Origin of the sequence: Paenibacillus sp. LHD-38, assembly GCF_031157315.1 — a bacterium.
In the GTDB taxonomy this organism is placed as follows: Bacteria; Bacillota; Bacilli; order Paenibacillales; family Paenibacillaceae; genus Pristimantibacillus.
Genome location: NZ_JAVIFU010000055.1, coordinates 1 through 13,872 on the forward strand (window position 1 = coordinate 1; position 13,872 = coordinate 13,872).

Genomic DNA, 13,872 nt, shown 5'->3' on the forward strand with positions numbered 1-13,872 from the left:
ATAGAGCAAAAGCAGCCCGCCCTCGGATGAGGGACGAGCTGCTTTTTTAGTTTCCGCGATAACATTTCCAATTTGAAGCTTACTTTTACTCAAAAGCAAGGCTTTTGCAGGGCTCTCATACGCTAAACACTTTTTTCTAAGTGTCCAGTGTATGGGTACCAGTTTAAACAGCGGGTCTTCTTTTTTTTGGAATTTTAACCTTATACAATGCTTAGATTTTACCGCGAAACGAGCTTTCGCCGCCAAGGACGGCGTCAGTCGTTTACGCATGTATATGAACTTATCGATCTGAGGTTCGTTTATTGAATTTCTTTAAATTGAACGAGCTGTTTGACGAATCGATAAACGGCTTCCTGCTCCTTCAAGCTTAAGCCGTTCATTTGATGAACAACCTTGGTCGCGTAGCCTTCTTCCTCAGGTGAATCTGCGGCATCTGCTATGGATATGACGTTCACGATTTTCTCCAGCGGCGTTTGAAGCGCATGCGCGATTTTGCTGAGCACATCAATTGTGGGATTTTTTTCCCCGCGCTCAACCTGTCCCATATAGGATGCGTTTATGTCAGCGCGCAAAGCAAGCTGCTCCTGGCTTAGCCCTCTTTTTTTTCGCAGCTGACGGATGTTTTCACCAACAAGCCCCGCAATTTCACTCATTTTGTCACCTCAGCCTAACGATAAAACTTTAGCATTCCGTCAACAACGTCCTATAGAGCATATTAAAAAAAATGACTATAGTCATTGACTAAGAGCTGGGCTTTTTACTATAATTGTGTAAAAAAGTATCATTCTAATATTATGATTACCTATAAAGGATCAATTTACCAATTGAACGATTGATGGTAGGATAATAGAGGTCAAAAATATTGACGCGAGGAGGATGGCAAAGTGGTTGACGAATTCGATTTCTTCAGAAAAGTTCGTGCATATTATAACAATGTTCCCTTCCTTGTACAGTTCACCTACCGCTTGTCTCATCGTGTTGATAAGGCTGTTACGGCAAGAGGTACGTTTAGCTGTCGCGTTAATCCGCATACCCAAATCGTTAAATATGTGCTTGATCTGAAATCAGATTCTATTTCCAGACCATATAGCGAACATAGCTCTTTTTTGTTCTCGAGTATATATGAAGAAATTCCGGCGCAATTTATTGAAATGAATCAATATCCCATTCAATCGCTGCGTTACCCGCTTCCGATTGAATACGACTGGCAGGCCTTTGTGATGTCCGGCGCGGAGGATGCAATCCATATGCAATCGATTCAGCAGCTATTCAAAAAATGGAGATTCAAGAGTACGGATGAACAGCTGGTAGACGGAAAACTAAAGGTCGAGCAGGTGCTGCTGCAGTGGCAGCTTTAGACAGGACATAAACGGGGCGGGCATGACTTGTCCTTCTCTTTCACTTATAATAAATGAATAGGTTTGCAAGTTGGACGGAGGACACGAAGTGGCACCAATCGGACCGGGTAACGAGACCAGCACGAAGCATGAACAGATTTTGAATTATATCCAAAGCCTCAAGATCGGAACGAAAATTTCAGTTCGGGCAATAGCCAAGGCGCTTAGTGTTAGCGAAGGCACGGCTTATAAGGCATTTAAAGAAGCGGAGAGCTCAGGGCTCGTCAGTACGAAGGAACGGATCGGAACGGTACGAATCGACCGTAAGCGCCGTGAGGCACTCGATCAGTTGACCTTTGGAGAAGTGGCTGAAATCGTGGAAGGAAGACTGTTCGGCAGCGCGGCCGGACTCGATAAAACGCTGCATAAGTTCGTTATCGGAGCAATGGAGCTGGATGCGATGCTGCGGTACATTGACGAAGGCAGTCTTTTAATCGTCGGTAACCGGACCGGTGCGCATCGCTGCGCGCTGGAGGAAGGAGCAGGCGTACTGATTACCGGCGGCTTCGAGCCAAGCGCGGAAGTGATCAAGCTGGCTGACGAGCGGGCACTGCCGATTCTCTCGTCCAGGCATGACACCTTCACGGTTGCCTCTATGATCAATAGAGCGATGTACGATCGTCTGATTAAACGTAAAATCATGTTGATTGAAGATATCGTAACCTTCAGCAAACCTGCGGATGTGCTTCGAATCGGACAGTCTGTTCAAGACTTCCATAAGCTTTCCCGCGAAACCGGCTATTCCCGTTTTCCCGTGGTAGACGAGAGAAGCAAGGTTGTTGGAATGATGACGGCCAAGGATGCGGTTGGTTCGCAGGAAGAGGGGACGGTCGATCGGGTGATGACAAAACATCCGATTACGGCTGCACCGAACATTACCGTTACGTCTGCTGCCCATACCATGGCCGCAGAAGGCATTGATTTGCTGCCGATCGTAGACAGGCACCGCAAGCTGCTTGGGGTTGTAACAAGGCAAGAGGTTCTTGATGCCATGCGATTTGCAGGCAAGCAGCCGGAATCTGGAGAGACTTTTGAGGATCTGATGTGGGCAGGTTTTATGGCAACGGCAAATGTCAGTGCCGTCGGGCAGGACGAGCTCGGCTTAGCTTATAAAGGGACGATTACACCACAAATGTCCGGAGCGCTTGGGATGGTGTCGGAGGGTTTGCTGGCTACGTTAATGACGCAAGCTGCGCGCAGAATGATTCGAGAGACCGCCAAGCGTGATTATCTGCTGGAGAGCATGACGACTTATTTTGTACGACCCGTTCAGATCGATAGCGAAGTGACGATTATACCAAGGGCACTGGAGCTCAGCCGGAAGTTTACGAAGCTTGAAATCGAGGTTAAGGATGCGCAGGGCTTGGCCGCCAAAGCGATGATGACGGCCCAAATGATTGATCCCTACTAATCGCAGGTTAATTTTTAGGCGTGCTGTATAGGCTGAGGTTACGAAGTCCGGCAAAAAGGTTGAATACGCCGATGACTAAAAAAATTGCGCCAATGACGATGCGAAGGGTAGATTCCCCAGACAAAAACAGCTGTACCAGAGCAATAAACAGCATCATGACGCCCATGCTAATGTTCATTCTGGCTGCGAATACGGCTTTGGTTCTCGCATCGGCGGAACGGCGCGATTTAAAGCTGAATACGGCAGATAATACGAGTGAAATAAGGATGCCCGGAACGAGCAGCCATTGCAGAAGTTGATCCAAGAATAAGCAGCTCCTTTAAGTTATGTAGGTACAGCAGCAACCCGCGAATAGACAGGCTCTATTGTATCACGAATCACAGGCGCGTGCTTAGGAGGGAGGCTTCACGTAGTCCCGGACCTCCACCCATACTTGAAGGATATTATCGACGACTAGAATCGTGTTCACTTCAATCGTATAGTCTTTGTTGTGCACATCCATATAAACTTTTCTTTCAAGCAGCTTCCTTGCGAAACGGGCGTCGGAATCGATTTCGTAAATGCTCCTTCCTAGGAAGCTCTTGAGATCCTCTTTGATACGCTTGATCAGCTCGGCTTCGGTGACTTGATCTAATCGAGGCCGTTTGGTATCTTGCCCGGCTTCCTTCTCGATGCGAGGGAGCACGCTTTTTATAACCGTATGCTGATTTTTGAATTGATTTAAGTTCTTTATATCCTGCTCGTACTGCTCGAGTTGTACCTCAAGCTCGCTCTTCAATGTAATTAAAGCCTCGAAACGCGCCAAAAAAATAGAATTGTACACAATTGCCCCAATGATCATCCCGAGCGTTAATACCCCTACCATTTGTAGTCCTCTCACGAAACGGTCAAACGGCGGCAGACGCATCGCTTATGCGGCTCCCTTGCAGATGAGACGTACCAGTTCCGTACCTAAATGTGCGCCAAGAAACGCGATGATAATAAAACAAATCTGCTGCGCGGCAGGCGATAATTGCCCCTGCATGATATTGCTTTCAATGACGCGAACAGGATCGATGGAGCCTCCAATCGCTGCTACGATCGCCCATATTTTTAGCCTTGCGGCTGTGTCAAGCATAGTCGTCGCAGGCGGCAGCAGCATAAACACCGACCCGATCCCCGCAAGTGTAGAGCCCCCTAAGACAACGCCGAACGCAATAAAGAAATCAAGTCCCGCTTTGGACAAAAAGTAGCTCATCGATATCCCTCCAAAAAAATAGTGATGCATCACAACGCTCCATGCCGTATGCTCTTCTACCATTCTATGGGCGTGTCCACTGCGATTATGATAAAATAGAGTTAACTTATTTGGACGAAGCAGAAAGGATCGGATGCGATGAGCGGCCAGAACGAACAATCTTTCGTGCATTTGCACGTTCACAGCGAATACAGCCTGCTTGACGGCGCAGCCAGAATCCGTGACCTTACTGCAAGAGCAGCAGAGCTTGGAATGAAGGCGCTGGCGCTGACCGATCACGGGGTGATGTACGGAGCGATTCCATTTTACCGGGCATGCCGGGCTCAAGGAATTAAACCGATTATCGGCTGCGAGCTTTATATGACGACCGGATCTCGATTTGAGAAAGGTTCGCGCAAGGATAATCCGACTTATCATTTGATCGTGCTTGCCAAAAACGAAGCAGGTTACCGGAATCTGATGAAGCTTAGCTCGATCGGGCATTTGGAAGGCTTCCACTACAAGCCACGCGTGGATCTAGAGATGCTGCGAAAGCATTCGGATGGACTCATTTGCCTGAGCGCATGTCTCGGAGGAGAAGTATCGCAGCATTTGCTGCATGATCGGTTTGAAGAAGCGCGCAGCAGCGCAATGCGTTACAAAGATATTTTTGGGGAAGATTTTTATTTGGAGCTTCAGGATCACGGCCTCTTGGAGCAGAAAAAGGTAGTCGCCGAAATGATCAAGCTCGCTGCCGATACGGGCATTAAACTTGCGGCAACAAATGATGTGCATTATCTGCGCGCAGAGGATGCTGCTATGCAGGATGTACTGATTTGTATCGGAACGGGTAAAACGATTGAGGACGCCGATCGCTTGCGCATGCTGACCGATCAGATGTATTTGAAAACCGCGGAAGAAATGGCGCTTATGTACCGGCATGTGCCGGAAGCGCTTGCGAATACGATAGAAATTGCGAATAAATGCGAGCTGGAACTGACGCTTGGCCGGGCTGCACTTCCTATATTTCGGCCAGTACCGGCAGGGATGAGCTCCTCTGAATATTTAATTACGTTATGCCGTGACGGCTTGATGGCCCGATATGCGGGAATGCCCGAGTGGGCGGCTGACGTTGATTTTAGGCAAAAGGCAGAGCAGCGGTTGGAGTATGAGCTTTCCGTCATCGATAAAATGGGATTCAGCGACTATTTTCTTATCGTATGGGATTTCGTTCGGTTCGCCCATGAAAGAGGCATAAGAACCGGTCCGGGACGCGGCTCGTCCGCGGGAAGCCTGGTTGCATATACGCTGCGGATAACCGACGTGGATCCGCTGAAATATAAGCTGTTGTTCGAACGGTTTTTGAATCCGGAACGGATCTCCATGCCCGACATCGATATTGATTTCAATGATGAGCGCCGTGATGAGGTTATTGCTTACGTGGCAGCCAAATACGGGGATGAGCATGTTGCGCAGATTATAACGTTCGGAACGATGGCCGCAAAGGCTGCTGTTCGGGATGTAGGGCGGGCGATGAACGTGCCGTTTCAAGAGGTGGACCGCGCGGCTAAGCTCATTCCAAATCAGCTTGGCATCACGCTGGATGAGGCGCTGAGAATGAGCACCGAGCTTCGCGAAGCGAGCGAGCGTCAGCCGAAGACGGCAAGCATGCTGAAGATGGCATTGAAGGTTGAGGGGATGCCGCGCCATGCCTCTACGCATGCTGCGGGCGTCGTCATCTCTCAAGAACCTCTGACGCACTATACCCCTGTGCAGGCAGGTAGCGAGCAGATTCCTCTTACGCAATATTCGATGGAGCATTTAGAAGCAATCGGCCTTCTCAAAATGGACTTTCTCGGCTTGCGCACGCTCTCGATCCTTGAGCGCGCGCTTCAGGCCGTAAAGGAGCAGCACGGCAAAGTGATCGATTTCCATACGATCAGCGACGATGATCCGGCAACGTATGCGATGCTCAGCCGCGGGGATACAACAGGTATTTTCCAGCTCGAGTCCGCAGGTGTCCGGCGTGTTCTGAAGGAAATGAAACCGACGGAGTTCGAGGATATCGTCTCTGTTCTCGCTTTGTATCGTCCAGGACCGATGGAGTTTATTCCGAAATACATTCAAGGCAAACACGGGCTTGTCAATGTTGAATATCCGCATCCTTCACTTGAACCAATTCTTGCGGATACCTACGGTATCATCGTATACCAGGAGCAAATTATGCAAATTGCTTCCTTAATGGCAGGTTTCTCGCTGGGTGAAGCGGATTTACTGCGACGCGCCGTCTCCAAGAAGAAGCGCGAAGTGCTTGATGAGGAGCGGGCGCATTTTGTAAAAGGCAGCTTGGCCGAGGGTTATTCCGATTCCGATGCCAATCATGTCTACGATATGATCGTACGGTTTGCCGATTATGGCTTTCCGCGCGCGCATGCTGCGGCTTACGGCGTGCTTGCCTTCCAGACGGCTTGGCTCAAAGCCAATTATCCCGTTCCCTTTATGGCTTCGATGCTGGCCTCTGTAACCGGGAATCAGCGGAAGACGGCAGAATACGTGGATGAATGCCGTCGGATGGGCATTGCAGTTTTGCCGCCGGATGTAAACGAAAGCAGCGTTTCCTTTACACCGACGAATCAAGCCGTGCGCTTCGGTCTTGCGGCAATCAAAAACGTTGGAACGCAGGCTATCGAAGCGCTCTTGAAGGAGCGCGGCGAGCGGCCTTTTGAAAGCCTTCTAGATCTTTGCAAGCGAGTGGATTTGCGGGTTGTGAACAAACGGGTGCTGGAGTCTCTCATTCAAGCGGGAGCGTTCGATTCGCTGCCGGGGCATCGCGCCCAGCTGCTTGCCGCTCTAGAGGAAACGGTAGAAACCGCAGTGAAATGGCGTAAGGAGCGCGAAGAGCTGCAAATCGAAATGTTCGGTCTCGACGAAATTCAGAATTGGGATGTCGAGCTTCCGGATATTCGTCCCTATACGACGGGGCAGCAGTTGGATTTTGAGCGAGAGCTGCTAGGTCTTTACTTATCGGGGCATCCGCTGGATGCAGCCGAGCAGCAGCTTGCGCCGTTAGGCCTTGACCGGCTGCTCGAACTAAGTGATGCAAAGGACGGCGCGATCGCCATCGTGGGTGTTATGGTTGTGTCGGTTAAGCCTTACACGAATAAAAAAGGTCTCTCCATGGGCTTCATCGAGCTGGAGGATCGCATTATGAGAGTAGAAGCGGTCGTTTTCCCAACAATCTGGAAGCGGATAGGCAGCAAGCTTGAGAAGGGCGGACTCGCAATCATCCAAGCTACGGTTCAACAGCAGGATGATGATTATAAGCTGATCGTTGAGGATTGCGTCCCGATTGAGCATGAGAATATGGATCTTACTGTTCATGTAGGACGGCTCCAAAAACAGGCAAAATCGCGTGCGGCACGCACGGTCGGCGGCACTTCCGCTCCAAGTAGAGCTGCCACTCCGGGACCTGCCGCACTAGCCACTCAAGCTGATCGGCCTGCTGCTGGGAATCAAGGAGCCTTCAAAAACAACTCACAGGCAGATAGAAAAAGCGGCAATGAGCAAGGGCGATTACCTTCGGCTGAGCGTAAGCCACAGCGGGTGTATATCAAAATTATTTCAGAAAATGAACAACCCGTTATACTTGAGCAGCTTAAAGCCATCCTCTCGGAACATTCCGGTCAGCTTGCTACCGTTTTGTTTTATGTACAAGGACAAAAGTCGATCGCGCTTAGCGATAGTTATCGCGTTAAACCGTCCGCGCAGCTGCTTGCCGCAGTCGAGCAGCTGCTCGGCGAAGGCGCGATCGTGGTCAAATAAGCAAGGACATTCGTACCCTTCCTAAATATCCTGTAAACAAAAGTATTTCGTATGCACGTCAGGGCTTGTACGCGCATATGTTTAGAGATACAAGCGACGATGGCAATGTTGCTTCCGATCGGGGAGCATCATGTTAAGGACAATGTCATCTGCCCACGCTATTGTTTCCAAGATAGACGTACAAGCAGTTACGGGAGGGATGAGTCCGATGACAGGAATCGAGAAATGGCTCTTAAAACGAGGGGTATCGATCGACGACGTAACCGAAATCGTATATACGCTGCAGCGTCCCTACAATGGTGATTTGACGATGGAAGATTGCGAGGAAAGCGTAAGGGCGGTACTCGATAAGCGCGAGGTTCAATATGTCATGTACACAGGCATTGCTTTAGATGAATTAGCGGAGCGTAAATTACTGCCTGAGCCCTTGCAATCGATCATGGAAACCGATGAATCGCTTTTTGGTGTCGATGAGACGCTTGCGCTCGGCATAACGAATGTTTATGGCATGATTGGATTGACGAGCTTCGGATATTTAGATAAAGTAAAACCCGGTATTATTCGTCAATTGAATGTGAAAGGCGAACGCATTCATGTGTTTCTGGACGACTTGGTTGCTGGATTGGCCGCCGCTGCATCGGCAAGAATTGCGCATCAAGACCCGAAAGCGATCCGATATGATTTGCCGGATTCGCCATGACTATGGTATCATTATGAGATCATATGGCCTGTTACCGGGATAGCTATGCTTAGTAAGTGAGCTTTGCGGAAGCAAAGTTTTCAGGAGGTACCATGATGTGGACGGTCATTTATATCGCACCAACAGCAAAAATCGCAGATAACATCAAGAAGCGGCTAACGGAGGAAGGATTTTTGGTGAAAATCCGCTCTGTCAATCTGTCCAAACAGCAATACGAGATACTAGTCCCATCTGGCGAGTTGGAGGAAGTACAAGAAGTATTTAACTCCATTATGCGTCCACTATGATGGATAGCTCTATACTATTGCGCCCTTGAGAGGTGTCACACGTGCAAATAAAGGATCTATTTACGAAGAAGAAATATGCGACAATACCATCGGAGCCACGCAAACGTGAGGTTCCTGAGGGCTTGATGAATAAGTGCTCGAAATGCGGCACCATTCAGTATAGCAAAGAATTAGAAAAAAACTTGAAGGTATGCTCCTCTTGCGGCCATCATTATCGCCTTAGCGCTTGGGAGCGTATAGCATTAACGCTCGATGAAGGACATTTGCTAGAATACGATGCGGATATGGAATCCGTCGATCCTCTAAACTTCCCTGGGTACGCAAGTAAGCTTGAACAGCAGAAGAATAAGTCTAATCTTCGCGATGCTGTCATTACAGGAGAAGGTACGATCGGCGGTTTTCCGGTTGTCGTAGCCGTTATGAGCTTTGATTTCTTTACCGGCAGTATGGGATCGGTCGTTGGTGAGAAGATAACGAGAGCGATTGAAGCGGCTCATGCCAAACAGCTGCCGCTTCTTATTTTCTCGACCTCGGGCGGCGCTCGGATGCAGGAAAGTATACTTAGCTTGATGCAAATGGCCAAAACAAGCGCAGCGCTTTCGAAATTTCAAGGCGCAGGCGGTTTGTTTATTTCAATTTTTACCGATCCTACTACGGGCGGGGTTTCGGCAAGCTTTGCGAGCTTGGGCGATTACAATTTGGCCGAGCCTGGCGCATTGATCGGTTTTGCCGGACGAATCGTTATCGAACAAACGATTCGCCAAAAGCTGCCTGACGACTTTCAGACGGCCGAGTTTAATTTGCAGCACGGCCAATTGGATAAAGTCGTACACCGCAAAGATATGAAGCCGACGTTAGCTAAGCTGCTTGATATGCATTGCGTAAGGGGGGAAACATCCTATGGCGGGTGAGCTGCCTTTTGAAAAACCGTTAATGGATTTGCGGCAGAAGGTTACGGAGCTGAAGACCCTAAGCGTGGAGAAGGGAATCGACTTCACGGAGGAAATTTTGGGTCTTGAGCAAAAGTGCAAACAGCTGGAAGAAGAATTGTACAACGAGCTGTCTCCGGCTCAAAAAATGCATATGGCGCGCCATCATCAGCGTCCTACGTCGCTTGACTATATTCAAACGGTGTTCACGGATTATATGGAGCTGCACGGGGATCGTTTATTCGCCGACGATCTTGCGATCGTCGGCGGCCTTGCCAAGCTGAACGGAGTACCGGTTACGGTAATCGGACATCAGCGCGGCAAGGATACCCGCGAGAATATTGCGCGCTTTTTCGGAAGTCCTCATCCCGAGGGCTTCCGTAAAGCGCTTAGGCTTATGGAGCAAGCGAATAAGTTCAATCGACCAATCATTACCTTTATCGATACGAAGGGTGCTTATCCGGGCAAAACTGCTGAGGAACGCGGACAATCAGAAGCGATTGCGCGCAACCTGAGAGAAATGGCCGGCTTCGGCGTGCCTATCATTTGTATCGTTATCGGTGAAGGCGGCAGCGGCGGAGCGCTTGCTTTAGGCGTAGGAAATCGTGTGTTAATGCTGGAAAATGCGATCTACAGCGCGATCTCCCCGAATGGAGCCGCATCTATTTTGTGGAAGGATGCTTCCAAAGCGGATCAAGCAGCTGAAGCGATGAAAATTACGGCCAAGGATTTGCTTGAATTTGGCATTATAGAAGATATCGTTATGGAGCCGCAGGGCGGAGCACATAAGGATTTAGATTTTCAAGCGGAGCAAATAAAAGACATGCTGTGGAAGCATTTGCAGGAGCTTCTTCCTATGAGTGCGGAGCAGTTGATCGAGGACCGTTATAAGAAGTTCCGGAAGGTCGGCCAATTCAAAATTGTGGAGAAGCCGATTGAAGTGCCAAGCACGCATGCGGCTGACGCGAATAGCGTTCAAGAAGCTAACGGGACGGTACGACCATCCGAACAGACGGAAGAAGCAACACCGTCCGTTCAGTAAATTATATGTAAAATTGATTATTTCACTGTACAAGCAGCGGGATGTCATGTCAGTATAAAAAAAGAATATCAGGCAATTTACGGAGGAAACATAACATGCGCAAAACGAAAATCGTTTGTACAATCGGTCCATCCAGCGAATCACTGGAAAACACAAAGAAACTAATCAAAGCAGGCATGAACGTTGCCCGTCTTAACTTCTCCCACGGAGATTTCGAAGAGCACGGCAACCGTATCAAAAATATCCGCATTGCAAACGCTGAGCTTGGTACTTCGGTAGCGGTTTTGCTTGATACTAAAGGTCCTGAGATCCGTCTCGGCAAACTAAAGGAAGAGCCTATTGAATTGAACCAAGGTGAAACCGTTACGCTTACTACAGAAGAAATTCTGGGTGATCGCAATCGTGTGCCTATTACTTACAACAACCTGCCTAACGATGTAACCATCGGCTCTACTATTTTGATTGACGACGGCTTGATCGGCTTGACGGTAGAAGAGGTTCAAGGAACTGAAATCGTATGCCGTATCGTTAACAGCGGTCCAATTAAAAGTAAAAAAGGCGTTAACGTACCTGGAGTGAAGATCTCTTTGCCTGGTATTACCGAGAAGGATGCGAATGATATCGTATTCGGAATCGAGCAAGGCGTAGATTTCATTGCAGCTTCTTTCGTGCGTAAAGCAAGCGACGTGCTTGAAATCCGCGAGCTTCTTGAGCGTCATAATGCAGGACATATTCAAATTATCTCCAAAATCGAAAACCAAGAAGGCGTAGACAATCTTGATGAGATTCTTGAGGTTTCTGACGGCTTGATGGTAGCGCGTGGCGACCTCGGCGTTGAAATACCGGCAGAAGAAGTGCCGCTCGTGCAAAAAAACATGATCAAAAAAGGTAACCGCGTAGGTAAACCGGTTATCACAGCTACACAAATGCTGGATTCCATGCAGCGTAACCCTCGTCCTACTCGCGCTGAAGCGAGTGACGTTGCAAATGCGATTTTTGACGGTACAGATGCGATTATGTTGTCCGGCGAAACAGCTGCTGGACGTTACCCGACAGAATCCGTACAAACAATGGCACGTATTGCCGAGCGCGCTGAAGCAGCTTTGGAATACCGTGAAATGTTTACAAAACAAGCCAATGCACAACAAACATCGGTTACTGAGGCTATTTCGCAGGCTGTTGCTAACTCTGCTCTTGACCTAAGAGCAAAAGCGATCATTACATCGACGAAAAGCGGCTTTACTGCCCGCATGGTGTCGAAGTACAAGCCTAAGGCTCCGATCATTGCAGTAACAACAGATGAGAAGGTATTGCGTCGTCTATCTCTCATTTGGGGCGTATTCGCAGTACTTGGTCCAGATGCTGATACAACAGACGAAATGTTTGAAAATGCAGTAAAAGGCGGCATGAGCACAGGTTTCCTTAACCTTGGCGATACTGTTGTAATTACAGCTGGCGTTCCTGTTGGCCGCGCTGGTACTACAAACCTTATCAAAATTCACCACATTGGTGAGCTTTTGGCACAAGGACAAGGTATCGGAAGCCAAACGGCAATCGGTAAAATCGTTGTAGCCCGTACACCGGAGGAAGCGATCGCCAAAACGACTCAAGGCTCTATCTTGGTTACGATCTCGACGGACAAAGAATATATGCCTGCGTTTGAGAAAGCTGGAGCGGTTATTACAGAGCAAGGCGGAATTACGAGCCATGCCGCAGTAGTCGGTCTTAACCTTGGAATCCCTGTTATTCTCGGCATTGCAAATGCAACCGAAGTGCTTCAAGATGGTATGGAAGTAACCATTTACGGCGAAACAGGCGTTATCTATCACGGCCAATCGAAAGTACTTTAATTACAGAGGTACTTATATAACAACCATATAAGCACAAAACGAAAGCGATGGTGATCTCACCGTCGCTTTTTGTTAATCAGTCATATGGTAAATAAGTTTTCTATAAAAAAGCTCTTGGGGGAGGATCATTTATGCAGACAGCTGCCAGGTGGTTTACGCATCCGATTCGTGTCCGATATCAAGAAACCGATCAAATGGGTGTTGTCTTTCATGGAAATTATGTAACTTGGTTCGAAATTGGACGTACAGAATGGATAAGAAATGCGGGCTATACCTATAAAGCAATCGAGGAGCAAGGCCTGCTGCTTCCTGTTGTAGATTTGCAGTGCAGCTACGTTCTTCCTGCACGATATGATGATACGATTCTTGTTTGCACGCGTATAGCGGCGTGCACGCCCGTACGTGTTACCTTTGAATCGCAGGTCAGAAGGGTTGATGCTTCAGATTTTCATGCATCAGAAATCGCGGCTGACGAGCAGTTGCCTGGTGAGCTGCTAGTCGAGGGCGGTACTAAGCATGTGTGGGTAAATACCGAATGGCAGCCGGCACGCTTAAACAAAGTAATGCCCAATTTATACAATCTTCTGCTTACGAAGTAAGTTTGCTTCGCAAACCAAGATTATGCTTACGAAGTAAGTTTGCTTCGCAAACCAAGCTTATGCTTACGAAGTAAGTTTGCTTCGCAAACCAAGATTATGCTTACGAAGTAAGTTTGCTTCGCAAACCAAGCTTATGCTTACGAAGTAAGTTTGCTTCGCAAACTTTTGAGGAGGTCCAACCATGTACAAATGGCTGTTGGGAGTTTTTATAATAGTACCCGTAATCGAGCTGTGGGGTATTTTACAAATGGGCAGTTGGATCGGCGGTTGGAATACATTTTTTATTCTAATCGTAATGGGATTGGCCGGAGCCTATTTAGCGCGGGCAGAGGGGCGCAAAGTTTGGGGAGAGGCGCAGCGTCAAATGCAAGCTGGGCAAATTCCCGGACAAACCATGCTGGATGGGCTTTGCGTGCTTGTAGGAGGCATTTTTCTGTTGATGCCAGGATTTTTGTCCGATATCTTGGGAATAACACTTCTTTTCCCTGTGACGCGAACTTTCTATAGGCAGCTGATGTTGCAGTGGATCGAGAATAGGATGAGAAACGGTAATTTTAAGATCGGAAGGTTCTAATGTTTACGTCACATTTACAAAAGGTTAACATGGGAATAAAAGTTA

Annotated in this window: 15 protein-coding genes; 10 read left to right on the forward strand and 5 right to left on the reverse strand. The window is 48.4% G+C overall.

The window, feature by feature from the left end; translation table 11 throughout:
- Both RCO25_RS29235 and RCO25_RS29240 read right to left on the reverse strand, forming a co-directional pair.
- Nucleotides 1–270, reverse strand: a 270-nt coding sequence (locus tag RCO25_RS29235) for a hypothetical protein (RefSeq protein ID WP_308999605.1), incomplete at its 3' end; no start/stop codon positions are given.
- Between the two features lie 29 nt (nucleotides 271–299).
- The gene (locus RCO25_RS29240; protein WP_308999606.1) at nucleotides 300–653 is read right to left on the reverse strand and encodes a helix-turn-helix domain-containing protein; all 354 of its coding nucleotides are present in this window, start codon (nucleotides 651–653) and stop codon (nucleotides 300–302) included.
- Between the two features lie 231 nt (nucleotides 654–884).
- Between RCO25_RS29240 and RCO25_RS29245 the strand changes: the two genes are divergently transcribed.
- Together RCO25_RS29245 and RCO25_RS29250 are read left to right on the forward strand one after the other, a co-directional pair.
- On the forward strand, nucleotides 885–1,358 hold the full coding sequence (locus RCO25_RS29245) for a hypothetical protein (RefSeq protein WP_308999607.1): 474 nt from the start codon (nucleotides 885–887) through the stop codon (nucleotides 1,356–1,358).
- 88 nt (nucleotides 1,359–1,446) lie between these two features.
- Nucleotides 1,447–2,808, forward strand: coding sequence for a DRTGG domain-containing protein (locus RCO25_RS29250; RefSeq protein WP_308999608.1), 1,362 nt, complete (start codon nucleotides 1,447–1,449; stop codon nucleotides 2,806–2,808).
- Nucleotides 2,809–2,815: 7 nt separating this feature from the next.
- Here RCO25_RS29250 and RCO25_RS29255 read toward each other — a convergent pair whose 3' ends face one another.
- The 3 genes from RCO25_RS29255 to RCO25_RS29265 all read right to left on the reverse strand — a co-directional run bounded on the left by RCO25_RS29255 (nucleotide 2,816) and on the right by RCO25_RS29265 (nucleotide 4,045).
- Nucleotides 2,816–3,112 carry a YtpI family protein gene (locus RCO25_RS29255; protein ID WP_308999609.1) on the reverse strand — a complete coding sequence of 99 codons (297 nt, stop codon included), beginning with the start codon at nucleotides 3,110–3,112 and terminating at the stop codon, nucleotides 2,816–2,818.
- A gap of 87 nt (nucleotides 3,113–3,199) precedes the next feature.
- Complete coding sequence (locus tag RCO25_RS29260; protein ID WP_308999610.1) at nucleotides 3,200–3,715, reverse strand: sporulation membrane protein YtrI; 516 nt, start codon at nucleotides 3,713–3,715, stop codon at nucleotides 3,200–3,202.
- 3 nt (nucleotides 3,716–3,718) lie between these two features.
- Nucleotides 3,719–4,045 (reverse strand): YtrH family sporulation protein, encoded by a 327-nt coding sequence (locus RCO25_RS29265; protein WP_308999611.1) that lies wholly within the window; start codon nucleotides 4,043–4,045, stop codon nucleotides 3,719–3,721.
- A 138-nt stretch (nucleotides 4,046–4,183) separates the two neighbouring features.
- On the opposite strand from RCO25_RS29265, the gene RCO25_RS29270 reads away from it, so the two are divergent.
- The 8 genes from RCO25_RS29270 (at nucleotide 4,184) to RCO25_RS29305 (ending at nucleotide 13,827) form a co-directional block, all read left to right on the forward strand.
- Nucleotides 4,184–7,846 carry a DNA polymerase III subunit alpha gene (locus RCO25_RS29270; RefSeq protein WP_308999612.1) on the forward strand — a complete coding sequence of 1,221 codons (3,663 nt, stop codon included), beginning with the start codon at nucleotides 4,184–4,186 and terminating at the stop codon, nucleotides 7,844–7,846.
- A gap of 208 nt (nucleotides 7,847–8,054) precedes the next feature.
- Entirely contained in the window at nucleotides 8,055–8,546 is a 492-nt protein-coding gene (locus RCO25_RS29275; protein WP_308999613.1) for a phosphatidylglycerophosphatase A family protein, read from the forward strand.
- 95 nt (nucleotides 8,547–8,641) lie between these two features.
- On the forward strand, nucleotides 8,642–8,833 hold the full coding sequence (locus RCO25_RS29280) for a hypothetical protein (RefSeq protein WP_053374720.1): 192 nt from the start codon (nucleotides 8,642–8,644) through the stop codon (nucleotides 8,831–8,833).
- A gap of 41 nt (nucleotides 8,834–8,874) precedes the next feature.
- Complete coding sequence (accD, locus tag RCO25_RS29285) at nucleotides 8,875–9,744, forward strand: acetyl-CoA carboxylase, carboxyltransferase subunit beta (protein WP_308999614.1); 870 nt, start codon at nucleotides 8,875–8,877, stop codon at nucleotides 9,742–9,744.
- Nucleotides 9,734–10,804: an acetyl-CoA carboxylase carboxyltransferase subunit alpha gene (locus tag RCO25_RS29290; protein WP_308999615.1), complete on the forward strand. Its 1,071-nt coding sequence runs from the start codon at nucleotides 9,734–9,736 to the stop codon at nucleotides 10,802–10,804. The genes accD and RCO25_RS29290 overlap by 11 nt, the downstream gene beginning before the upstream one ends.
- Nucleotides 10,805–10,899: 95 nt before the next feature.
- A complete protein-coding gene (gene pyk / locus RCO25_RS29295) occupies nucleotides 10,900–12,654 on the forward strand; it encodes a pyruvate kinase (RefSeq protein WP_308999616.1) in 1,755 nt (584 codons plus the stop codon).
- A 131-nt stretch (nucleotides 12,655–12,785) separates the two neighbouring features.
- Nucleotides 12,786–13,253, forward strand: coding sequence for an acyl-CoA thioesterase (locus RCO25_RS29300; RefSeq protein WP_308999617.1), 468 nt, complete (start codon nucleotides 12,786–12,788; stop codon nucleotides 13,251–13,253).
- Nucleotides 13,254–13,434: 181 nt separating this feature from the next.
- On the forward strand, nucleotides 13,435–13,827 hold the full coding sequence (locus RCO25_RS29305) for an FxsA family protein (RefSeq protein ID WP_308999618.1): 393 nt from the start codon (nucleotides 13,435–13,437) through the stop codon (nucleotides 13,825–13,827).
- Nucleotides 13,828–13,872: the final 45 nt, after the last annotated feature.